General features: G+C 58.2%; 22 protein-coding genes. 21 read left to right on the forward strand and 1 reads right to left on the reverse strand.

Going from position 1 to position 23357, the window contains the following annotated elements:
• The first annotated feature begins 481 nt into the window (after positions 1–481).
• From B5E84_RS10985 to B5E84_RS11055, 15 genes are all read left to right on the forward strand, one after another.
• Positions 482–2206, forward strand: coding sequence for an ABC transporter substrate-binding protein (locus B5E84_RS10985; protein ID WP_442911397.1), 1725 nt, complete (start codon positions 482–484; stop codon positions 2204–2206).
• Positions 2207–2385: 179 nt separating this feature from the next.
• Entirely contained in the window at positions 2386–3375 is a 990-nt protein-coding gene (locus B5E84_RS10990) for an ABC transporter permease (RefSeq protein WP_242963353.1), read from the forward strand.
• Positions 3372–4196 (forward strand): ABC transporter permease, encoded by an 825-nt coding sequence (locus tag B5E84_RS10995; protein ID WP_087222644.1) that lies wholly within the window; start codon positions 3372–3374, stop codon positions 4194–4196. Before B5E84_RS10990 ends, B5E84_RS10995 begins: the two co-directional genes overlap by 4 nt.
• Before the next feature lie 12 nt (positions 4197–4208).
• Entirely contained in the window at positions 4209–5183 is a 975-nt protein-coding gene (locus B5E84_RS11000) for an oligopeptide/dipeptide ABC transporter ATP-binding protein (protein ID WP_087222646.1), read from the forward strand.
• Positions 5180–5785 (forward strand): ABC transporter ATP-binding protein, encoded by a 606-nt coding sequence (locus B5E84_RS11005; protein ID WP_087222648.1) that lies wholly within the window; start codon positions 5180–5182, stop codon positions 5783–5785. Before B5E84_RS11000 ends, B5E84_RS11005 begins: the two co-directional genes overlap by 4 nt.
• 16 nt (positions 5786–5801) lie before the next feature.
• Complete coding sequence (gene larB, locus B5E84_RS11010; RefSeq protein WP_087222650.1) at positions 5802–6545, forward strand: nickel pincer cofactor biosynthesis protein LarB; 744 nt, start codon at positions 5802–5804, stop codon at positions 6543–6545.
• Between the two features lies 1 nt (position 6546).
• Positions 6547–8076, forward strand: a complete 1530-nt coding sequence (larC, locus tag B5E84_RS11015; RefSeq protein WP_087222652.1) for a nickel pincer cofactor biosynthesis protein LarC — start codon at positions 6547–6549, stop codon at positions 8074–8076.
• Entirely contained in the window at positions 8073–8918 is an 846-nt protein-coding gene (gene larE, locus B5E84_RS11020) for an ATP-dependent sacrificial sulfur transferase LarE (protein ID WP_087222654.1), read from the forward strand. The genes larC and larE overlap by 4 nt, the downstream gene beginning before the upstream one ends.
• 43 nt (positions 8919–8961) lie before the next feature.
• Positions 8962–9456, forward strand: a complete 495-nt coding sequence (locus B5E84_RS11025) for a superoxide dismutase family protein (protein ID WP_087222656.1) — start codon at positions 8962–8964, stop codon at positions 9454–9456.
• A 650-nt stretch (positions 9457–10106) separates the two neighbouring features.
• Positions 10107–10373: a 30S ribosomal protein S15 gene (rpsO, locus tag B5E84_RS11030; protein WP_087222658.1), complete on the forward strand. Its 267-nt coding sequence runs from the start codon at positions 10107–10109 to the stop codon at positions 10371–10373.
• Between the two features lie 243 nt (positions 10374–10616).
• Positions 10617–12722, forward strand: a complete 2106-nt coding sequence (locus B5E84_RS11035; protein ID WP_087222660.1) for a polyribonucleotide nucleotidyltransferase — start codon at positions 10617–10619, stop codon at positions 12720–12722.
• Positions 12723–12904: 182 nt separating this feature from the next.
• Positions 12905–14020 (forward strand): M14 family zinc carboxypeptidase, encoded by a 1116-nt coding sequence (locus B5E84_RS11040; protein ID WP_087222662.1) that lies wholly within the window; start codon positions 12905–12907, stop codon positions 14018–14020.
• Entirely contained in the window at positions 14017–14829 is an 813-nt protein-coding gene (locus B5E84_RS11045; RefSeq protein ID WP_242963354.1) for a tetratricopeptide repeat protein, read from the forward strand. The genes B5E84_RS11040 and B5E84_RS11045 overlap by 4 nt, the downstream gene beginning before the upstream one ends.
• Positions 14807–15733, forward strand: a complete 927-nt coding sequence (locus tag B5E84_RS11050; RefSeq protein WP_087222664.1) for a DUF4037 domain-containing protein — start codon at positions 14807–14809, stop codon at positions 15731–15733. Before B5E84_RS11045 ends, B5E84_RS11050 begins: the two co-directional genes overlap by 23 nt.
• 15 nt (positions 15734–15748) lie before the next feature.
• On the forward strand, positions 15749–17767 hold the full coding sequence (locus B5E84_RS11055) for a L,D-transpeptidase family protein (protein WP_242963355.1): 2019 nt from the start codon (positions 15749–15751) through the stop codon (positions 17765–17767).
• A 189-nt stretch (positions 17768–17956) separates the two neighbouring features.
• Here B5E84_RS11055 and B5E84_RS11060 read toward each other — a convergent pair whose 3' ends face one another.
• The gene (locus tag B5E84_RS11060; RefSeq protein WP_087222666.1) at positions 17957–18373 is read right to left on the reverse strand and encodes a DUF3842 family protein; all 417 of its coding nucleotides are present in this window, start codon (positions 18371–18373) and stop codon (positions 17957–17959) included.
• A gap of 178 nt (positions 18374–18551) precedes the next feature.
• On the opposite strand from B5E84_RS11060, the gene B5E84_RS11065 reads away from it, so the two are divergent.
• The 6 genes from B5E84_RS11065 to B5E84_RS11090 all read left to right on the forward strand — a co-directional run bounded on the left by B5E84_RS11065 (position 18552) and on the right by B5E84_RS11090 (position 23349).
• Entirely contained in the window at positions 18552–19397 is an 846-nt protein-coding gene (locus B5E84_RS11065; RefSeq protein ID WP_087222668.1) for a transporter substrate-binding domain-containing protein, read from the forward strand.
• A 98-nt stretch (positions 19398–19495) separates the two neighbouring features.
• The gene (locus B5E84_RS11070; RefSeq protein ID WP_087222761.1) at positions 19496–20185 is read left to right on the forward strand and encodes an amino acid ABC transporter permease; all 690 of its coding nucleotides are present in this window, start codon (positions 19496–19498) and stop codon (positions 20183–20185) included.
• On the forward strand, positions 20175–20921 hold the full coding sequence (locus B5E84_RS11075) for an amino acid ABC transporter ATP-binding protein (RefSeq protein WP_330374232.1): 747 nt from the start codon (positions 20175–20177) through the stop codon (positions 20919–20921). The genes B5E84_RS11070 and B5E84_RS11075 overlap by 11 nt, the downstream gene beginning before the upstream one ends.
• A 17-nt stretch (positions 20922–20938) precedes the next feature.
• Positions 20939–21580, forward strand: a complete 642-nt coding sequence (locus B5E84_RS11080) for an ABC transporter permease (RefSeq protein ID WP_087222765.1) — start codon at positions 20939–20941, stop codon at positions 21578–21580.
• A gap of 2 nt (positions 21581–21582) precedes the next feature.
• Positions 21583–22587, forward strand: coding sequence for a glycine betaine ABC transporter substrate-binding protein (locus tag B5E84_RS11085; protein WP_087222670.1), 1005 nt, complete (start codon positions 21583–21585; stop codon positions 22585–22587).
• Between the two features lie 3 nt (positions 22588–22590).
• Entirely contained in the window at positions 22591–23349 is a 759-nt protein-coding gene (locus B5E84_RS11090; protein WP_087222672.1) for an ABC transporter ATP-binding protein, read from the forward strand.
• Positions 23350–23357 lie beyond the last annotated feature (8 nt).

A 23357-nucleotide genomic window follows, 5' to 3' on the forward strand; every position in this document is an offset into this window, starting at 1 on the left:
CACAAGCGGTCTAAAAGGTCCAGAAGGGCCTGGAATCGAACTCTTTGGAACGTGAAACGGGAGGGGGATTCCGCATCGGTTATTATTACATAGAATGGATCAGATTTACAAAGCGCTGTTTCCAAATACAGCCATTGTGAAATGGGATTGTTAAACGGAATATAGGATGTCATTCTAATATAATTTTATAGGAAAGAAATTGTACCAGGAAGGGAAATTGCTCGGAGAGAGCGTCTTTTTCTGGTATTTTTTGTGTCCTAGGAAACTGCGTCTCCTATGACGCAAAAGCCTCCAGTGTGTGTTGGTGCGCACACTCTTTGTGCGGCAGGAAACGGCGCCGCCTGCGGATGACATTCAAGGTTCTGGCGAGGGGAGCAGTTTCATGAGAAACGGGACCGCCGGCACAGAGCCGGTTCCGGCGAACTATCCCGCGATCCGTCATCGGACACAGGCGGAGACCTGCGGACGGAAAGGAGACAGGATGAAGATGACAAAACGACACAGCAGGAAATACAGAAAAATCACAGGGATCGCCCTCTGCGCGGCCATGGCGGCCGGATTGCTTGCAGGCTGCGGCGGGACAGGAACGGAAAACAGCGGAAATACCGGGGCTCCCGGAGGGGAATCGGGAGTTCCCGGCGCGGCGGCGGAATCCGGCGCCAGTTCGTCTTCCGGCGGAGCAGCCGCGGCCGGGGAAGGCACCGCGAAAGACTCTGTGGTAGTGGTCATGGGCCCTACCTCCGAGCCAGAATCAGGATTTGATCCGGCCTACGGCTGGGGCGCCGGCGAGCACGTTCATGAGCCTCTGATCCAGAGCACGCTGACGGTGACCACAGCGGATCTGGAGATTGCCTATGATTTGGCGACGGATATGAAGGTCAGCGAGGACGGCCTCACGTGGACGGTGGACATCCGGGACGGCGTGGCGTTTACAGACGGAGAGCCTCTGACGGCGGAGGACGTGGCCTTTACCTACAACACACTGCGGGACACCAGCTCTGTCAACGACTTTACCATGTTAAAAGAGGCGGTGGCTGTGGACGGCGACACGGTGGAATTTCACATGAACCGCCCGTATTCCATCTGGCCCTACACCATGGCGATTGTGGGTATCGTACCGGAACACGCCTACGGCCCGGACTACGGGCAGCATCCTGTGGGCTCCGGACGGTATATGCTGAAACAATGGGATAAAGGCCAGCAGGTGATCCTGGAGGCCAATCCCGATTACTACGGGGAGGCGCCGAAGATGAAACAGGTGACGATCCTGTTTATGGAGGAGGACGCGGCCTTCGCGGCGGTGATGGCGGGCCAGGCGGATCTGGCCTACACAGCCGCCTCCTACGGAGATCTGACGGTGGACGGTTATAATCTGCTGGCTTTTGAGACGGTGGACAACCGGGGCTTTAACCTTCCGGCTATCCCGGCAGGTTCCACGGATGAAAACGGCGTCCCCCTGGGAAATGATTTTACCTGTGATGTCAATGTGCGCCGCGCCATCAATCTGGCCATCGACCGGGAAGAAATGATCCAGAACGTGCTGAACGGCTACGGAACCGCTGCCTACAGCATCTGCGACAAAATGCCCTGGTACAACGAGGCGGCCCAGGTAACCTATGATCCGGAACAGGCGGCCCGCCTGCTGGATGAGGCCGGCTGGGTCATGGGAGCCAATGGGATCCGAGAAAAGGACGGTGCAAAGGCAGAATTTACCCTTATGTATTCCGCGGGGGATTCCGTCCGCCAGGCGCTTTCCGAGGACACGGCGAACCAGCTGAGGGAGCTGGGCATTGATGTGACGGTGGAGGGCGTTGGCTGGGATGTGGCCTATGACAGGGCTCAGTCCACCCCCATGCTCTGGGGTTGGGGCGCCCACACCCCGATGGAACTTTATAACATTTACCACACCGCCCCAGGCGGAACATACGCTCAGTACTCCCCGTATTTCAACGAAACCGTGGATCAGTACATGGACGAGGCCCTGGCCAGCAGCAGTTTGGAGGAATCCTATGAGCTCTGGAAAAAAGCCCAGTGGGACGGGGAAACGGGCGTGACGGCGGACGGCGACATCCCGTGGATCTGGCTGGTGAACATTGACCACCTCTACTGGAGCCGCGAAGGCCTGAAGGTGGCGGAGCAGAAACTGCACCCCCACGGCCACGGCTGGAGCATTGTAAATAATGTGGATCAGTGGAGCTGGGAGTAGGACGAATATCCTGCGGCCTGGTGAATCCCAAAGCAGGGAAAACGTGATAAAGCATGGTAGAGCCTGGGAGGCCTCACCGGTGAAACAGCCGGCTAATCCGTGAGTGTACCAGCGCCTGGAACCGGCACAGAGCGGGTTCGCTGGACAGAATCACAAAACAGAACGAGGAGGAGAGAAACATGGACAACGCGAAATGGATCGCCGGACAGCTCATACGTATGATGGTGCTGCTGGTTTTTGTGGCTGCGGCAGTATTTCTGCTGCTGTCCATCTCTCCCGTGGATCCCCTGACCACCAACGTGGGCCAGACCGCCCTGGGCGCCATGAGCCCGGAGCAGGTGGAAAAGCTGAGGGAATACTGGGGTGTGGGCGTGCCGCCGCTCTCCCGTTTCGCAGGCTGGGCGAAGGACGTTCTGCGGGGAGATCTGGGCGTTTCCCTTCTGTACCGCAGGCCGGTGGCCGAGGTGATCGGCGAGCGTTTTGTAAACTCCGTATGGCTTATGGCTGCCGCCTGGCTGCTGTCCGGCGCCATCGGCTTTCTTCTGGGCATCCTGGCTGGCCGGAAACGGGGCGGGCTGGCAGATAAGCTGGTGACGGGCTACTGCCTGATGACCGCCAGCACACCGGCGTTCTGGATTGCCATGGTGCTCCTTATGGTGTTCGCGGTGTGGCTGAAATGGCTGCCCATCGGACTGGCGGTGCCCATTGGGACGGCTGCCGCGGAGGTGAGCCTGGGGGACCGGGTGATCCATATGATTCTGCCGGCCCTGGCTTTGAGCCTGACGGGGATTTCCAACATTGCCCTGCACACCAGGGAAAAGCTGGCGGAGGTGATGGAGAGCGACTACGTGCTCTTTGCCAGGGCCAGGGGAGAGTCGGAAGGCTCCATTCTCCTGCGCCACGGCCTGCGGAACATCGCCCTGCCTGCCCTGACCCTGCAATTTGGCTCTGTCAGCGAGATTTTTGGCGGTTCGGTACTGGTGGAACAGGTATTTTCCTATCCAGGCCTGGGACAGGCCGCGGTGACGGCGGGACTGGGGAGCGATGTGCCCCTGCTTATGGGAATTACGGTGATCAGCGCCGCCCTGGTGTTTGGAGGAAACACGGCGGCCAACATTTTATACGGTCTCATAGACCCAAGGATGCGGAAAGGAAGGCGGAAATCATGAAGATACGAAACCGCCGCCAGAGGATGGCGGTACTTATGGCCGTTTCTCTTTTCCTGCTGGTTCTGGTGACCGCGGCGGGCTGGGCATTCGGGGAAACGGCCTCAGCTACGGATTTTTCCAGAAAAAATCTGGCGCCCTGCCTGTCCTATCCCTTCGGCACGGATTTTATGGGGCGGGATATGCTTCTGCGGACTGTGGCTGGCCTTTCCTCCAGCATCCGCCTGGGAATTCTCACCGCCGCTGTCAGCGCTGTGATCGCCTTTATCCTGGGTCTGGCTGCCGCGGTGCTCGGGAAGGCGGCGGATGGGGTGATCAGCGGCATGATTGATCTGGTCATGGGGATTCCCCACATTTTGCTGCTGATTCTCATTTCCTACGCCTGCGGAAAAGGATTTTGGGGCGTGGTGGTGGGAATTTCCCTCACTCACTGGACTTCTCTGGCCCGGCTGATCCGGGGGGAGGTTCTGCAGTTAAAAGAGAGCAACTACGTGAAAATCGCCGCCCGGCTGGGCCATGGGAAACTGAAGGTGGCATTTTTCCATATGACGCCACATTTGCTGCCTCAGCTGGTGACCGGGCTGGTGCTCATGTTCCCCCACGCCATCCTTCACGAGGCCAGCATTACCTTTCTGGGATTCGGGCTGCCGCCGGAGGAGCCGGCCATTGGAATCATCCTGTCGGAGAGTATGAAATACCTGGTCATGGGAAAGTGGTGGCTGGCCCTGTTTCCGGGACTTTTGCTGGCGGGAGTGGTGCTCTTGTTTCACTTCCTGGGCGAAGGGCTTTTGCTCTTACTGGACCCGGAAAACGCCCACCGCTAGAAAGGAGAGGACATGGAAGGACATTTGCTTGAGGTGAGGGGACTCTCCATCTCATTTACCCAATACGAAAAAGGGCTGCATCAGACGGAGCTGCCGGTCATCCGGGATTTGAACGTGACGGTGGACCGGGGAGAGCTGGTGGCGGTAATCGGCTCCAGCGGCTCCGGAAAAAGCCTGCTGGCCCATGCGGTTATGGGCCTTCTCCCCTACAACGCGTCCTCATCCGGGGAAATGCTTTATCAGGGCGAACCTCTCACGGAAAGCCGGAAACGGGAACTTCGAGGGAGAAACATCGTGCTGGTGCCCCAGAGCGTATCCTATCTGGATCCCCTGATGCAGGTGGGAGAACAGGTGCGAAAGGGCAAAAAGGGGCCTGCCATCCTGGAAAAATGCCGCCGGGTGCTGGGAAGTTACGGCCTGGGGCCGGAAACGGAACCTCTTTATCCGTTTCAGCTTTCCGGGGGCATGACCAGACGGGTGCTGATCTCTACGGCGGTTATGGAGGAGCCGGAGCTGGTGATTGCCGATGAACCGACGCCAGGACTGCATCTGGAGGCGGCCAGGCGGGTGCTGGGCCATTTTCGGGAAATGGCGGAACAAGGTGCTGGAGTGCTGCTTATCACCCACGATCTGGAGCTGGCTCTCCAGGTGGCGGACCGGGTGGTGGTGCTTTACGCGGGCACAGCCATCGAGGAGACGGACAGCCGCAGCTTTAGCCGAGAGGAGACCCTTTATCACCCCTATACCAGGGCTCTTTACCGGGCTATGCCGGAGCACGGGTTTTCCAGCGTTCCGGGAAACCAGCCTTATGTGAAGGAGCTGCCCTCCGGCTGCCCCTACCGGCCGCGGTGCGAACGGGCGAAAGGGGAGTGCGCCGGAGCGGTGCCTTTTGAGCGGACGGACCGGGGAGGCGTGCGTTGCCTGCGCTGGAGGGAGTGGGCGTTTGGGCAGGAAGAACCGTCCTTACGAGAGGAGGCTGCGCTGTGATATTGGAGGCAAAAACCATTTCCTTTCGCTATGACAATGGAAACCGGCAGATTTTAAATCAGGTCAGTTTATCCGTGGGCAGCGGGGAGCGGGTGGGGCTTTCGGCCCCCAGCGGGTTTGGAAAGACCACATTCTGCAAAATCCTGGCCGGGTATGAGCGTCCAGACGCCGGGGAAGTGCTGCTGGACGGCCGTCCTTTAGGGAGCTATGGCCCCTACTGCCCGGTGCAGATGGTGTGGCAGCACCCGGAGCTGTCGGTGAATCCCAGGCGAAGGATGAAAACGGTGCTGGCGGAGGGAGATCACATCCCGGAGCGGGTGATCCGCGGCCTGGGAATCGAGAAGGACTGGGAAAACCGGTTTCCCGGCGAGTTGTCCGGAGGCGAGCTGCAGCGGTTCTGCATTGCCAGGGCTTTGGGAGAGCGAACCAGGTTTTTGCTGGCGGATGAGATCAGCACTATGCTGGATCTCATTACTCAGAGCCAGATCTGGAACTTTCTTTTAGAGGAAACCGCCGCCAGGGGAATCGGCCTTTTGGTGGTAAGTCACGCGGACGGCCTGCTGAAACAGGTGTGCACGCGGGTGGAGCGTTTGGACAGATGAGATTGGAGGAGACGAAATGGAGATAAGAGAGCTGCTTTTGCAGGTACAGTCCGGGGAGATGAGCCTGGAGCAGGCGGAAACCGAGCTGAAGGATCTGCCCTACAAAGATCTGGGGTATGCCAAGCTGGATTACCACCGGAAACTGCGGTCCGGATTTCCGGAAACCGTGTTTTGCCAGGGAAAGCCGGATGAGTACCTGGTGCAGATCTTTAAAAACCTGTGGGAGAGAAACGGAGAGGTACTGGGCACCAGGGCGGATGCGCGGCAGTATGAGCTGGTGCGCGCTGCGGTTCCTGAGGTGGTGTACGACCCGGTTTCCAGGATTTTAAAGGTGGAGCGGGAGGATAAAGAGCGAACCGGCTGCATCGCCGTATGTACCGGAGGGACCGCGGATATTCCAGTAGCGGAGGAGGCGGCCCAGACGGCGGAGTTTTTCGGCAGTTTTGTAGACCGGATTTACGACGTAGGCGTGGCGGGAATTCACCGGCTTTTGTCCCAGCGGGAACGGATCCAGAAAGCCAACTGTGTGGTGGCAGTGGCCGGAATGGAAGGGGCCCTGGGGACGGTGATCGCTGGGCTGGTGGAAAATCCGGTGATCGCCGTTCCCACCTCCGTAGGCTACGGGGCCAACTTTAACGGGCTGTCCGCCCTCCTTACCATGATCAACTCCTGTGCCAACGGCATCAGCGTGGTCAACATCGACAACGGCTACGGCGCAGGCTATCTCAGCACACAAATCAACAGACTGGCGGTGAAATGATATGGAAAACAACAGAGGAAAAATTTTATACCTGGAATGCTATTCCGGAATCAGCGGCGATATGACCGTAGGAGCCCTCCTCGATCTGGGAGCCGACCGCGCCCGGCTGGAGCGGGCACTGGAGAGTATGGGCGTCGGCGGGTATCATCTCCACTTCGGACGAAAGCTGAAATGCGGAATTGACGCTTACGACTTTGACGTCCATCTGGAGGAGGATGGATATGAGCACGGGCACGGAGATGGACACGGACATGGTCATAGCCATGGGAATCATGGGCACAGCCATAGTCATGAGGCGGCGGAAAACCATGGTTATGAGCACCATGAGCACAGCCATAGCCACAGCCATGAGTTAGCAGAAGACCATGGACATGAGCATCATGAGCACAGCCATAACCACAACCATGAGCCGGCAGAAGGCCACGGCCATGAGCACCATGAGCACAGCCATAGCCACAGCCATGAGTTAGCAGAAGAACATGGCCATGAGCACCATGAGCACAGCCATAACCACAGCCATGAGCCGGCAGAAGGCCACAGCCACCCCCACCCTCATATCCACCGCAACCTTTACGATATTTACGCCCTCATCGACCGTCTCCAGGAGAAAGAGGCGGTGAAAGCCATGGCCCGCCGGATTTTTGAGATCGTGGCGGAGGCGGAGTCCAAGGCCCACGGCCTTCCGGTGGAGCAGGTTCATTTCCACGAAGTGGGAGCGGTGGACTCCATCGTGGACATTGTGAGCACTGCGGTGCTGCTGGACGATCTGGGAGTGGAAAAGGTCATTGTGTCCCCTCTGGCGGAAGGCCACGGCTACGTCCGCTGCCAGCACGGCGTGATGCCGGTTCCCGTTCCGGCTACGGCTAATATTGCGGCGGCCCACGGCCTGAACCTGCGCCTTACGGATAACGACGGGGAGATGGTGACCCCCACCGGCGCTGCCATTGCCGCCGCCTTAAGCTGCGGAGAAGATCTTCCGGAACGGTATATAATAGAAAAAATCGGCGTCGGCGCGGGAAATAAGGACTTTAAAAACGCCAACATTCTCCGGGCCATGATCCTGCGTCCCCAGGAGGAAAAACGGGATGTGCTCTGGAAACTGGAGACAAATATTGATGACTGCACCGGCGAAGCCCTGGGCTACACCCTGGAAAAGCTGATGAAAGCAGGAGCTTTGGACGCTTACTGCACCCCCATTCAGATGAAGAAGAACCGCCCTGCCTATGAGTTATCTGTTATGTGCCGGGAAAGGGATCGGGAAATGCTGGAGGAGATCATCTTCTGTCACACGACCACCATCGGCATCCGCCGCTATCCTGTGGAGCGCACGGTGCTGGAGCGTCGGGAGCTGACGGTGGAGACGGCCTGGGGCCAGGCGAAGGCAAAGCTTTGCGGCCGCGGGGATCGCTGGTTCTGCTATCCGGAATATGAGAGCGTTCGTGCGATCTGTGAAAACAGCGGGCTGTCCTTCCAGGAGGCCTACGACAGGATCAAGAGAGCGGCAGAGCGCAGCAGGGAGGAAAACCGATGAGCGCCGCCCTGTGGGAGGAGAAGAAACACCGTCTTCTCGCCATCGTGGGGGAATATGGAAAAGAGGACATCTGCCTGGCTTTTTCCGGCGGGGTGGACAGCAGCCTTCTTTTAAAGCTGGCGGTGGACAGCGTGGGCAAAACCGGGCGGCAGGTGTACGCCGTCACCTTCGACAGCCGTCTCCATCCCGCCTGTGACCTGGAAAACGCGAAACGGGTGGCAATGGAGCTTGGCGGCATCCACCAGGTCATCGCCGTGGACGAGCTGGAGATAGACGAGATCCGAAACAATCCCCCGGACCGCTGTTATTTGTGCAAAAAGCAGCTGTTTAGCCATCTGCTCCGCTTTGCCGCGGAAAAAAAGGCGTCCATAGTAATGGAAGGGACGAACGAGGATGATCTCCACGTATACCGCCCCGGGATCCGGGCTGTGAAAGAGCTGGGGGTAAAAAGCCCTCTGGCGGAGGCCGGTTTTACGAAGGCGGAGGTGAAACGGCTCGCGGCGGAATACGGGATTTCCGCCGCCACCCGGCCGTCCACGCCCTGTATGGCCACCCGGCTGCCCTACGGTGCCCGGCTGGACTATGAGATTCTGGAGCGGATTGAGGCTGGTGAGGCTGCGCTCCGGGAGCTGGTGGGAGGAAATGTCCGCCTGCGCCTGCACGGGGAGGTGGCCCGCGTTGAGGCAGATCCGGAGCGCTTTGAGCAAGTGCTTTCCGTGCGGAAGGAGCTGGTGGAGACGTTAAAAGGTCTGGGATTTGTGTACGTTACCCTGGATCTGGAGGGATTCCGCTCCGGCAGTATGGATGTCCACGTGAAAAAGGCCGGAACCAACGGCGCCTGACCGGCATATTCTTTAGGGAAGAAACTGATTTCAGAGGCAATCTATGCAGCAGTCTCAGACACCGGGAACCACATTTGCCGGCCTTCTTGCGGAAAACCGCCCTCAGGCGGCCGCCTGGGTGCGGGGAGGAGCGGCCGCGCCGCGGTTAAGCGGATTGGTGAAATTTTATGATACGATTTATGGAGGAGTTCTGATTGAAACGGAAATATTTGGCCTGCCAAACATTTCCAGTCAGGGCTCCTCAGATTTTTATGCCCTTCACATTCATGAAACAGGAGATTGTTCCCATCAGTTTACAAAAACCGGCAATCATTACAATCCAGCGGGCCTTCCCCACCCGCAGCACGCCGGCGACCTTCTGCCCCTGCTGGGAAACCAGGGCTACGCCTGGGGCGCGTTTTACGACAAGCGGTTTCAAATTAAGGACATTCTCGGCCGCTCCGTGGTCATCCATCGGAATCGGGACGATTTCACCAGCCAGCCGGCGGGAGACGCGGGGGAGAAGATTGGGTGCGGGGTGATTGTGGGGAATCCGTGAGGTGGGAACGGCTTGCCATCTGCGTTTTGCCGAGAGCCAAATTGGCCCGCAGCCTGGTGAGCGGTCTCTGATCTGGAAAACGGATGAGCCAGATTGGAAAGAGATCATTTCCGGTGTTCGGGAAGGGGGAGTTCCTGATGATCAGGCGTAAATACGCGTCTAAGTTCCAGAAATGATTGAATCAGATTCCAAGACGATCGGGAGGTGTGTGATGGCACGCAGGTAATTTCCACTGGAACAGCCCATCAGCACGTCCAGAGAGAAATGCGAACCGTATCCAACGGTCTTTGCCATATTGAATACCGGTACTGCTTAAACGCATTGTACCATCGAATCACAGCCGTGTCAAGTAAAAATCAAACATTTGTTCGATTCCTTGCTTTCTTGTTTTGCTTTCTGCTTCACAAAGCCCTGTAAAAGAATGGCAGGATAATGGATCGGATTTTTCGACACAAAATAGAAATAATATAGAAAGAGAGATTTCCTCCCAAAGGATCTCCCCCAAAAACTTAAAATTGACAAATCCCCATTCCTATGCTACACTCACTAAGTATGCAAACAGGCAAACGCCGTCTGCCCGGTTTCCTGGAGGCTCCAACCGGAGGCTTGGTAAGCGGTGAGAATCTATGAAGAATAAGGAGGAAATCGACATGATTTCAAAGGAGAAGAAGGCTGCTATTATCGCAGAGTATGGAAGAAATGCAGGAGACACCGGTTCACCGGAGGTGCAGATCGCGCTGCTGACCGCAAGAATCAGCGAGCTGACCGAGCATTTACAGAAGAACCAGAAGGATCATCACTCCAGGAGAGGACTTCTGAAGATGGTAGGACAGAGACGTGGTCTCTTAAACTATTTAAAGGAGAACGATCTGGAAGGCTATCGTACTCTGATCGAGAAGTTAGGCATCAGAAAGTAATAGGACAAAGGCTTAGGGTGGAGAACAGACTCCACCCTACGTTTCGTATAAAGGCTTTATACGGGACGGGCCGCCGGGACCGGAAGGTTCTGCAGCAGAGCGCGAGGGCATCCGGCAGAAGCATGGTCCGAGACCGCTGAGGAGGACAGGAACTGTCTCCTGGGCTGCTCAGTAGTTTCGGCGTCTTCTGCCTGAAGGGACCGGCAGGAAACATTGTTTTTATTAAGGAAAAGGAGACAGACCATGTATAAGAGTTTTTCCATGGAACTGGCAGGCAGAACGCTGACAGTTGACATCGGCAGAGTGGCGGCTCAGGCAAACGGCGCCGCATTCATGCACTATGGCGATACGGTTGTGCTTTCCACGGCCACCGCATCCGCGAAACCGAGAGAGGGAATTGATTTCTTCCCCTTAAGCGTGGAATATGAAGAAAAAATGTACTCCGTGGGCAAAATCCCCGGCGGTTTCAATAAGAGAGAGGGAAAGGCATCTGAGAACGCCATTCTCACCTCCCGCGTTATCGACCGCCCCATGCGCCCGCTGTTCCCGAAGGACTACCGCAATGACGTGACGTTAAACAACCTGGTAATGAGCGTGGATCCGGACTGCAGCCCGGAGCTGACCGCCATGCTGGGTTCCGCTATCGCCACCTGCATTTCTGACATTCCCTTTGACGGCCCCTGCGCCATGACTCAGGTGGGAATGATCGACGGCGAGTTCATCATCAACCCCACCGCAGAGCAGAAACGGGTTTCCGACATGGCCCTCACCGTGGCATCCACCAGGGAGAAGGTTATCATGATCGAGGCCGGAGCCAACGAGGTGCCGGAGCAGACCATGATCGACGCCATCTTTAAGGCCCACGAGGTCAACCAGGAGATCATCAAATTCATCGACCAGATCGTGGCAGAGTGCGGCAAGGAGAAACACAGCTATGAGAGCTGCGCCGTTCCGGAGGAGCTGTTTACTGCTATTAAAGAGATCGTCAGCCCGGAGGAGATGGAGGAAGCTGTCTTCACCGACGACAAGCAGACGAGAGAGGGCAACATCGCCGCCATCACCGAAAAGTTGGAGGAGGCGTTTGCCGAGAACGAGGAGTGGCTGGCTCTGCTGGGAGACGCCATTTACCAATATGAGAAAAAGACCGTCCGCAAGATGATCTTAAAGGACCACAAGCGTCCTGACGGCCGCGCCATCACGGAGATCCGTCCCCTGGCGGCGGAGATCGACCTTCTGCCCAGAGTACACGGCTCCGGTATGTTTACCCGCGGTCAGACCCAGATTTTAAACGCCTGTACCCTGGCGCCCCTTTCTGAGGCCCAGAAGATCGACGGTCTGGATGTAAACGAGACGTCCAAAAGATATATGCACCACTACAACTTCCCGTCCTACTCCGTAGGCGAGACGAAACCTTCCAGAGGTCCGGGACGCCGGGAGATCGGCCACGGAGCACTGGCAGAGAGAGCTTTGGTGCCGGTGCTGCCCACAGAGGAGGAATTCCCCTACGCCATCCGTACCGTGTCCGAGACCATGGAGTCCAATGGCTCCACCTCTCAGGCTAGCATCTGCGCCTCCACCCTGTCCCTGATGGCAGCCGGCGTTCCCATTAAGGCACCGGTAGCCGGTATTTCCTGCGGACTGGTGACCGGCGAGACGGACGACGACTACATCGTTCTCACCGACATCCAGGGCCTGGAGGACTTCTTCGGCGATATGGACTTTAAGGTAGGCGGAACCCACAAGGGCATCACCGCCATCCAGATGGACATCAAGATCCACGGCCTGACCCGCCCGATCATCGAGGAGGCCATCGCCCGTACCAGAGAGGCGAGACTCCACATCCTGGACAACGTGATGAAACCGGTGATCGCGGAGCCGAGAAAAGAATTAAGCCCCTACGCTCCGAAGATCGAGCAGATCATGATCGACCCGTCCAAGATCGGCGACGTGGTAGGAAAGCAGGGCAAGGTGATCAACAAGATCATCGAGGAGACCGGCGTGAAGATCGACATCACCGACGACGGAGCTGTAAATGTGTGCGGCACCGACAAGGAGATGATCGACAAGGCCATTTCCATTATCCGCAACATCGTGACCGAGCTGGAGCCGGGCATGGTGATGAACGGCAAAGTGGTGCGCATCATGAACTTTGGCGCCTTCGTGGAGCTGGCTCCCGGAAAGGACGGAATGGTGCACATTTCCAAGCTGTCCGATAAGAGAGTGGGCAAAGTGGAGGATGTGGTGAACATCGGCGACGAGGTGACCGTAAAGGTGATCGAGATCGACAAGATGGGCAGAGTAAACTTAAGTATGCGTCCCGCTGACTTAGCTCCCAAGAGCGAAAAGTAAAGGGAATATCAGCCATATAAGACAGAGGCAAAAACCGGAGACTCCGGGGACAGCCTCTGTCCTTTCGTTTCCCCGAAAAGTTAGATGCCCGCGATTTATTAAGAGAAGTGTAAGAGTTTTTTGCGGAAAAATGTGGTATTCTAAAAACTAACGATTTTACATTTACGGAAGGCGGCAGAGAAATGAAGATATTTGGCGAATTACAGATAAAAGCGGCGGCTCTGGCAGTGGCTATGGCCCTGTGTACACCGGTTTCCGCTCTGGCGGGCCCCGGAGACGGGCTGATTACGCTGGAAACGGGGCAGACCCGGCCGGCGGGAACGGCTACCCCCAGTGAAATGACGGCGGACTGGGGCATTGTGCGGGCGGCGGAAAAATATTCCTACTCCGACATGGAACAGGACATCTGGGAGCTGCAGAGACAGTACGGCAACCTGATGACGGTGAACGTGATCGGCACCTCCTGCGATGGGCGCAACCTCTACGAGATCGTGGTGGGCAATCAGAGCGCCGGGAAACACGTGATGATTCAGGGGGCCATCCACGGAAGGGAGTACATGACCCCCCTGCTGGTGATGAAACAGCTGGAAACGGCGTTGGCCCAGTATTATACGGGGAACTGGGACGGAGTTTCCTATTCCCAGCTTTTCAGCCAGGCGGCGGTTCATTTTCTGCCCATGGTGAATCCGGACGGCGTTTCCATCAGCCAGTTTGGACTGCAGGGGATCAATTCTCCCCAGCTGCGGCAGACCATCCAGGAGGCTTACGACAAAGATCTGGCGGAGGGAAGGACGGTCATGAGCATTGACCGCTACCTGACCTACTGGAAAGCCAACGGCCGGGGCGTGGACTTAAACAGCAATTTTGATGCCGGATGGGAGAATTTAAACGATCTGGGCCACCCGTCTTACGCGGGCTACCGGGGGACGGGGGCCTGCTCCGAACCGGAGTCCATGGCTTTAGTAAACCTGGCGAATAAGCATCAATGGTCCCTGATTTTAAACTACCACTCCATGGGAGAGGTGATTTACTGGGATTACGAGGGAAATAAAGTGCAGCCCCAGTCAAAGGAGCTGGCGGATCTGGTGGCGGGAATCACCGGCTACCGGCTGATAGACTCCAGCGGCGGCGGTGGCTACAAGGACTGGGTGCAGATCAAGGAAGGGCCCATCCCCAGCGTTACGGTGGAGGTCGGCTCCGTTTCCTGTCCCATGCCGGTGAGCGAGTGGAGCCGGGTGTGGCCTCAGAATGAGACGGTGTGGGCGGCGGTGCTCTCCTGGGCGGTGAAACAGCCGTGACCGGGGGAAGGCGCCACGAAAGCCACCAGGAAGGCCAGATCCCCGTTCAGGACGTGATCCGGCAGCTGGACCGGCTGTTGGAGCAAAACAGGGCAGACGAGGCGGAGACCCATCTGGAGGCCTGGTTGGAACGGGCGGCGGAAATGGGGGACTGGCGGGCCAGGCTCACCATTTTAAATGAACTTATGGGATTTCACAGGAGCAGCGGCAAAAAGGAGAAAGGGCTTTCGGCCTCCGCGGAGGGGATCCGCCTGGTGCGGGACCACGGGATGGAGCGGACGGTGACGGGAGGAACCACATTTTTAAACGCGGCCACCACCATGAAGGCCTTTGGGGTCACGGAGGAGGCCCTTCCTTACTACGGGGAGGCGGAGCGGATTTTTAACCGCCTCCTGGAGCCGGGAGACTACCGGTTTGCCGGGCTTTACAATAATCTGTCCCTGGCCTGGACGGATATGGGACAGTACGAGAAGGCGGAGAGCTATTACCGGCGGGCGATGGCGGTTTTAAAGGAGCTGCCGGAAAGTGAGATGGAGCTGGCGGTGACCTGGGTAAACCTGGCCTGCCTGTATGAAAAAAAGGAGAGGGATCTTTCCAGGCGGGAGGAGCGGACCGGGGACTGTCTGAACCGGGCCCTTGCCTGTCTTGACGGTCCGGACTGCAAACGGGACGGCTACTACGCCTTCACCTGTACAAAATGCGCCCCCACCTTCGGGCATTTTGGATATTTTCTGGCGGAACGGGAGCTGAAAAGGCGAGCGGAGGCCATTTACGGAGGAATACGCCATGAACAGCATGAAGGGGCTTGAGCTGGCCAGAGCCTACTATGAGGCCTACGGGAAACCCATGATTGAGAAGGAATTCGCGGAGTACGCGGGGCGGATTGCCGTGGGACTGGCGGGGGAAGGCTCCGAGTGCTTTGGATTTGACGACGAGCTGTCCAGGGACCACGACTTTGAGGCGGGATTTTGCCTGTGGCTTACGCCGGAGGACGGGGAGGTCATAGGCTTTCGTCTGTTCCGGGCTTACGGAAAGCTGCCGGAGGAGTTTCAGGGCGTGAAAAAGGAGAAAACCAGTCTGTTCGGCGGCCGCCGGAAGGGTGTTATGGAAATTTCAGAATTTTACGGGAACATGATCGGCTGTCCCGGCGTGCCGGAGGAGGCGGAGCAGTGGCTTGCCATTCCCGAGTATGCCCTGGCACAGGCGGTGAACGGGGAGGTGTTCCGGGACGATCTGGGAGAATTTTCCAGGATCCGGAACATTCTGCAAAAAGGGTATCCGGAGGATGTGCGGCTGAAAAAAATTGCCGCCAGAGCCGCCCTCATGGCCCAGTCCGGCCAGTACAATTATGGCCGCTGCCGGAAACGCGGGGAGGCGGGAGCGGCCGCCCTGGCCGCGGCAGAATTTGTAAAGGCAGGAATTTCCATGGTATTTTTGTTAAATAACCGTTATACTCCTTATTACAAGTGGATGCTCCGGGCCATGGGGGAGCTGCCGGTCCTTGGCTGGTTGCGTCCGTCCATGGAGCGGCTTTTGACGGAGGGAGGAGACGGCGGGCCGCTGATTGAGGAAATCTGCGGTGCTGTGGCGAAAGAGCTCAGACGGCAGGGCCTGACGTCGGGAGACTGGGAATACCTGGAGCCCCACGCCCTGTCAGTGACGGAGCGCATCCGGGACGGGGCGCTGCGCAACCTTCATCTGATGGAGGGATAAAAGAAAAGAGAGAGGATGGATTCATTGTTTAAAAAGACAGAAACGCCCCAGGCGGCGGAGACAGAAAGAGTCAGAGGACGGAGCCGGAGAAAGCCGGGGACGGGCGGAGAGACGCTGCGGGCGGAACAGCAGAGGGAGGCAGACGGGGAAAAGCCCCGCGGGAACGAACCGTTCGGAAAGGAAACCGCCGGAGCCAGACCGGAAAAAGAGACCGCTGGAACCCCGGCCGCTGCCGGAAATCCCGAGAGGAAGACGGAGGCCGCGGCTGCCGGCGTCAGTGCAGGGCCCAAGCCTTCATCTCCTGTGCCGTCCCAGCAGCCTTCTTCCGGGCACTCCCGCGGGATGGGACGCAAAGCGGCCATTGCCGCGGCCGCGGTGCTGGCGGTGGCCGCGGGCGCGTACATATATATTGGAACCACATACCGCAGCACCTTTTTCAACGGCACCGTCATCAACGGCATGAACGTGTCGGGAAAGACGGTGGACGAAGTAAAATCCATGATCGCCGAGGGCGTGGAAGGCTACGTGCTGGTGCTGGAGGAGCGGGGCGGAAGGACGGAGAGCATTACGGGAGCGTCCATCGGCCTGGAGGCCGGCTTTGACGGCAGCCTGGAGGCCCTTTTGGAGGCCCAGAACCCTTATGCCTGGCTCCCTGCCTGGATCGGCGGCACGGAGCGGGAGATCAAGGCTCTCGTCTCCTACGACGAGGGCGCCCTTGACGCCGCCATCGAGGCGTTGGACTGCCTGGATGAGACGAAAACGGAGAAACCGCAGAACGCCAGAATTTCTCAGTATGAGCCGGGAACGGGCTATACCATTGTGCCGGAAACGGAGGGAAATGAGGCGGATGAGGAGCTGCTGAAAACGGCGGTGGCCGCGGCGGTCACCAGCCTGCAGACCAGCCTCTCCCTGGACGAGGCCGGGGTATACACCGCCCCGTCGGTGACGGAAGAGGACGAGAGCCTGGTTGCCCTTTTGGAGGAGTACAGGCGCTACGCCGGGGTGACGGTGACCTACACCTTCGGGGACAAGACGGAGGTGTTAAACGGTGAGGCCATCAGCCAGTGGCTCTACGATGACGGCAGCCAGGTGATTATCTCCGACGAGGCGGCCGCGGAGTACGTCCAGACCCTGGCCACGAAATACAATACGGCTTACCGGGCAAAGAGTCTGAAGACCTCCTACGGCCCTACAGTGACCATTTCCAAGGGAAACTACGGCTGGAGAATCAACCAGGCCCAGGAAAAGACGGAGCTGTTAAACGTGATCCGGGCGGGAGAGAGCGTTTCCAGAGAGCCGGTATACTCCCAGAAGGGAGCCAGCCACGGGGAAAACGACTACGGCGATACCTATGTGGAAATCAACTTAACCGCTCAGCATCTGTTCTTTTATAAGGACGGAAAGCTTTTAGTGGAGTCGGACTTCGTATCCGGAAACACCTCCAGAGGCTGGACCACGCCGCCGGGGGCCTATCCCCTGACTTATAAGGAGAGAAATGCTACCTTGAAGGGCGAGGGCTACCGCACGCCCGTTTCCTACTGGATGCCCTTTAACGGCGGAATCGGCCTGCATGACGCCAGCTGGAGAGATGCCTTCGGCGGCACCCTCTATAAGACCGGCGGCTCCCACGGCTGTGTGAACCTGCCGCCGTCTGTGGCGAAGGTGATTTACGAGAACATCTCCCAGGGGGATCCGGTGCTCTGCTATGAGCTGGCGGGGACGGAACAGACCGTCACCACAAGGGCGGACGGCACTCCGGTAAGCACGAAACCGGCGGAGACCCAGCCGGCGGAGACTCAGCCCGCGGAAACCCAGCCTACGGAGACGCAGCCGGCAGAGAGCCAGCCGTCCCAGCCCGCTGAGACTCAGCCCACCGCTCCCCAGCCCACTCAGCCTGCGGAGACCCAGCCCACTCAGCCCGCGGAAACGGCGCCCACCACCCCGGCCCCGGAGCCTTCCGGGCCGGCCGGCCCGGGAGAGTCTGCCCAGGGTTCCGGTGGGGAATCTCCCGCTGGTCCGGGAGCCGGACTGTAGGAGCCGGATACCAAAAAACGGGACAGAGAGACAAAAAAAGACCGGGAATCCATTCGTCCTGGCGTGCCAGGGAATGGTTCCCGGTTTTTCTATGGATTTTGTGCAGTGTTGTGGAAAACGGTCCCGCGCCCCGCTCCGCCTGTGGAAAACAGCAGCTTTTCTTTGGGCGAAAACGGCACCGTCAGCCTGTCAGCCTTTGCCGTCCAAAAGCATTTCCACCCGCGCCACCACATCCTTTATGTAGTCCCCCAGGGGCAGCTCCCGGCAGCCGGCCACGAACTGGTGGCAGCGGCTGGAGGGAATAAGGATTTTCTGAGCGGGGCTGCTGCCTACGGCCACGGCCATGGCGGGGGTGATCTCCCCCAGGAGGGCGTCGGCGATCACGATGCCGATGGGGCCGATGATGATGTCCGCGTCCCGGCTGTTGACAATCACCGGATTTTCCCCGGTGGCTCCGGCGGAGGCCCCCGCCTTCAGCATGGCCGAGGTGGCGATGCTGTTGGTGCCCAGGGCAATGAGCTCCAGCTCCGGCCTCGCCCGTTTCAGCTGCTCTACCACGCATTTCCCCATTTTTCCGCCCTGTCCGTCGATTACGATGATTTTCATAGTTTTGCCGCTCCTTGTCTGTGGAATCTGGGTGTTATTATAATATGCAGGATGGGACGGCGCAAGAAATTTCGGAAAAAGGACTTGATTTTTTTGAAACTAAGGTTATAATAAGAAAAGACACAATTAATAAATATGCAAAAATGTGCATAGATATTTAAAACGGAGGAGAAACATTATGAAAAAGAAAGTATTTGCACTGACAATGGCGGCAGTGATGGCTGCCGCGTCTATGGCAGGCTGCGGCTCAAACGCGGCGGAGACTACGGCGGCTGCTGAGGAGACCACCACGGCGGCAGCTGCGGAGGAGTCTGACGCAGAGGAGACTGAGGCAGCGTCTGAGGAGGAGAGCGCAGAGGGCGGCGTGCTGGTAATGGCTACCAACGCGGAGTTTTCTCCCTGGGAGTACCACGAGGGAGACGCCATCATCGGCATTGACGTGGAGATCGCTCAGGCGATCGCTGAGAAACTGGGCATGGAGCTGCATATCGAGGATATGGCCTTCGACGCCATCATCCCTTCCGTTGTAAGCGGCAAGGCAGACATTGGCCTGGCGGCCATCAGCTACGACGAGGACCGCGCGGCCTCCGTCAATTTCTCTGAGAACTACGCCACATCTTCTCTGGTGATCCTGGTGGCGGAAGGCAGCGAGATCGCGTCCGCTGACGATTTAGAGGGCAAGCTGATCGGCGCTCAGACGGGAACCACCGGCGAGATGACCGCTACGGACATGGTGGGAGACGAGAATGTGGAGCGTTACAATTCCTACTTTGAGGCAGTTCAGTCCCTGCTTACGGGCAAGATCGACGCCGTGATCATCGACGGAGCGCCGGCAAAGGTGTTCTTAACGGAGAACGAGGGTCAGATCAAGCAGGTGGGCGATGCCCTGAGCACTGAGTCCTACGCGGCTGTGCTGGCAAAAGAGGACACGGAGCTGCTGGAAAAAGTAAATGCGGCGATTACAGAGTTGCAGGAATCCGGAGAAATTGATACAATCATGAATAAGTACATTCCGGCAGAGTAAAGCAAAGAGAGCTGATGAGAATTGCGTTTCGGAAGGGACGCAATTCTTTCTGCGTTAAGGGACTTTTACAGCCGGAGAGAGGAGAGACAAAGAGCATCATGTGGGAAAATTTTTCAGAAGCCATCTATCTGAATTTTATCAAGGATGACCGTTGGAAATACTATACGGACGGCCTGAAGGTGACGCTGATCATCACCCTGTTTGCCGTGCTGCTGGGCGTAGTCATCGGTCTGGTGGTGGGAACCATCCGCGCCACTCACGAGCGGACGCACAAGCTGAAATTCTGCAATTTCCTCTGCGGCATCTATCTCACCGTTATCCGCGGTACGCCGGTGGTGGTACAGCTGATGATCATTTTCTACATCATCCTGGCCAGCGCCAGAAATAAGATTCCCGTGGCCGTGCTGGCATTCGGCATCAATTCCGGGGCTTACGTGGCGGAGATCTTCCGCAGCGGCATCATGTCCATCGACAACGGGCAGATGGAGGCCGGCCGCAGCCTGGGCTTTAACTACATTCAGACCATGTGGTACGTGATCATGCCCCAGGCCTTTAAAAACGTGCTTCCCGCCCTGTGCAACGAGTTTATCGCCCTGCTGAAGGAGACGTCCGTATCCGGCTACATTGCCCTTCAGGATTTGACGAAGGCGGGAGACATTGTGAGAAGCCGGACCTTTAACCCGTTTTTCCCGCTGCTGACGGTAGCGGCGATTTACCTGGTCTGCGTCATTGTGCTGACCCAGGGCGTGAAACTGCTTGAGAGGAGGTTAAGACAGAGTGAGCATTGAGGAAGGAAAACCGTTGATCCAGGTAAAGGGCCTGGGAAAGGCGTTTGGCAAAACCCAGGTGTTAAAGGACATCAGCGTGGACATTCACAAGGGGGACGTGGTGTTTGTGGTGGGGCCGTCCGGCTCCGGAAAAAGTACGTTCCTGCGCTGTCTGAACCGTCTGGAGGAGCCTACGGAGGGGAATATTTACTTTGAGGGCGTGGACATTCTGGACAAGGGGACGGACATCGACCGGCACCGCCAGAAAATGGGCATGGTGTTCCAGTCCTTCAACCTGTTTCCCCATATGACCATTTTGAAAAATCTCACCATTGCTCCTATGAAGCTGCAGAAAAAGAGCCGGGAGGAGGCGGAGGGGGCTGCCATGGAGCTGCTGGCCCGGGTGGGCCTGGCTGACCGGGCGGAGGCCTATCCCAGCCAGCTCTCCGGCGGGCAGAAACAGAGGATCGCCATTGTGAGAGCCCTGTGCATGAAACCGGACGTCATGCTCTTTGACGAGCCCACCTCCGCCCTGGATCCGGAAATGGTGGGCGAGGTGTTAAACGTGATGAGAGATCTGGCCCGGGATAAGATGACTATGGTGGTGGTGACCCACGAGATGGGCTTTGCCAGGGAGATTGCCACCAGGGTGATGTTTATGGACGGAGGAAACTTCGTGGAGGAGGCGCCGCCGGAGGAGTTCTTCGGAAACCCGAAAAATGACAGGCTGAAAAGCTTTTTGAGCAAGGTGCTGTGACGGAGGAATGAGAGATGATGGAACTGCTTTCGTCGATCCTGGGGCTGTATGAGGAACGGGCGGACTGGTTTGCCGGGCTGCTGGCCGACCATGTCACCCTGGCGCTCTGCGCCATTGCCATGTCCCTTACCATCGGCCTTCTGCTGGGGATCTGGATCTCAGAGCATCCGCGGATCGCTCCGGCGGTGATGGGAGTCTGCAACGTGCTCTACACCATCCCCGCCATCTCCCTTCTGGGAATCCTGATCCCCTTTAGCGGCATCGGAAATGAAACGGCGGTGATCGCCCTGACCATTTACGGCATTATGCCCATGGTGCGAAACACCTACGTGGGGCTGACCACCCTGGACGGAGACATTCTGGAGGCCGCCAGAGGCATGGGGAGCACCAGGCTCCAGACCCTTCTGCGGGTCAAGCTGCCCATGGCTGCCGGAGTGATTCTGGCGGGGGTGAGGAACATGGTGGTGATGACCATTTCCGTGGCTGGAATCGCCTCCTTTGTGGGAGCCGGCGGCCTGGGAGTGGCCATTTACCGGGGCATCACGATCTACAACCCGGCCATGACGGCGGCCGGCAGCATCCTGATCGCCCTGCTGGCCCTGGTCTTCGATCTGATTCTGGGAAAACTGGAAAAATATTTTAAGAAACGAGGTAGCTGACAATGAGAAACAGAAAAATGTGGTTTGCCGCAGCTCTGGCTGCGGCTGTAATGGTTTCCGCGGCGGGCTGCGGCGGAAAAGGAGCTGGTGAGGGGACTTCTGCGGCATCGGAGGAGACTGCCGCGGCAGCGGAGTCCGCGCAGGAAACAGAGGCGGAGTCCTCCGCCGGGGAAAACGCCGGCCCGGTGCGCATCGCCACCAAGCCCATGACGGAGCAGTACATCCTGGGAGAAATGCTGGGCCTGCTTATCGAGGATGGGACGGGCTATTCCGTGGAGATCACCAAGGGCATCGGCGGCGGCACCAGCAATATTCAGCCCGCCATGGAAAAGGGGGAGTTTGACCTGTATCCGGAGTACACCTCCAGCGGCTGGGTGCTGGTGCTGGGAAACTCCGCGGAAGGTATGAGCGACGAGGAGATGTTCGAGGCCCTGAAGGTGCAGTACGAGGAGAAATTCGGCATGACCTGGCTGGGTCTTTACGGGTTTAACAACACCTATACGGTGGTGGTCCGCGGGGAAGTGGCGGAGGAGTACGGCCTGGAAAAGACCAGCGATCTGGCGGCTGTGGCCGGAGAGCTGACCTTTGGCGGCAACCCTGATTATCTGGAGCGGGAGGACGGTTTCCCGGCTCTGTGCGACACCTACGGCCTGGAGTTCGGCAAGGTGGCGGACATTGACATCGGCTTAAAGTACCAGGCTCTGGCCTCCGGGGACATCGACGTGACCAACGCCTACACCACCGACGCCCAGCTGGGAAATGAGGCCATGAACGTAAAAGCTCTGGAGGATGACAAGCACCTGCAGGTGAACTATTTTTGCTCCACCGTGGTGCGCCAGGACGCCCTGGAGAAGTTCCCGGGACTGGAGGACGTGCTCATGGAGATGGACGGCATCTTAAGCGACGGCGAGATGGCCAAACTCAACTACCAGGTTGAGGTGGAAGGAAAGGACGAGAAGGATGTGGCCAGGGATTTCCTGGTACAGAAGGGACTTTTGGAGGAATAATTCATGGGAGAGCCGGTGATTCGGTTTGAAAAGGTATCGAAAGCCTACGGCAGCCAGCCGGTTTTGAAGGAATTTTCCCTGGACATCAGCCAGGGAGAATTCCTCACCATCATCGGCCGGTCCGGCTGCGGAAAGACCACGGCGCTGAAACTGGTAAACGGCCTCATAAGCCCGGATTCCGGCCGGGTGCTGGTAAAGGGGGAGGACGTGGCCCAGGCGGATCCGGTGCGGCTGCGCCGTCAGATCGGCTACGCCATCCAGAATGTGGGCCTCTTTCCCCATATGACCGTAGAGAAAAATATCGCCTACGTTCCCACCATTTCCGGGACCGCCGGGTGGGGGAAGGCGGAGCGGAGGAAACGGGCGCAGGAGCTTTTGACCCTGGTGGGCCTGCCGGCAGATCTTGGCGGGCGGTTTCCCAGGGAGCTTTCCGGCGGCCAGAGGCAGCGGGTGGGCATCGCCAGGGCTCTGGCCGCTGCCCCGGACATCCTGCTTATGGACGAGCCCTTCGGCGCTGTGGACGCCATCACCAGGGAACAGCTCCAGGACGAGATCCTGCGGATTCACCGGGAGCGGGGCCTGACCGTGCTTTTTGTCACCCACGACATCGAGGAGGCCATGAAACTGGGCACCAGGACGCTGGTGATGGAGGAGGGCGTGGCGCAGCAGTGCGACGCCCCCAGCCGCGTCCTGTCCGCCCCGGCTACCGAGTTTGTGGAGAAACTGGTGTGCCGGCGGCGGGAGCCGGAGGTGCGGGTGTAGGAGAAATC

The organism is Lachnoclostridium sp. An14, assembly GCF_002160755.1.
GTDB lineage: Bacteria > Bacillota > Clostridia > Lachnospirales > Lachnospiraceae > Lachnoclostridium_A.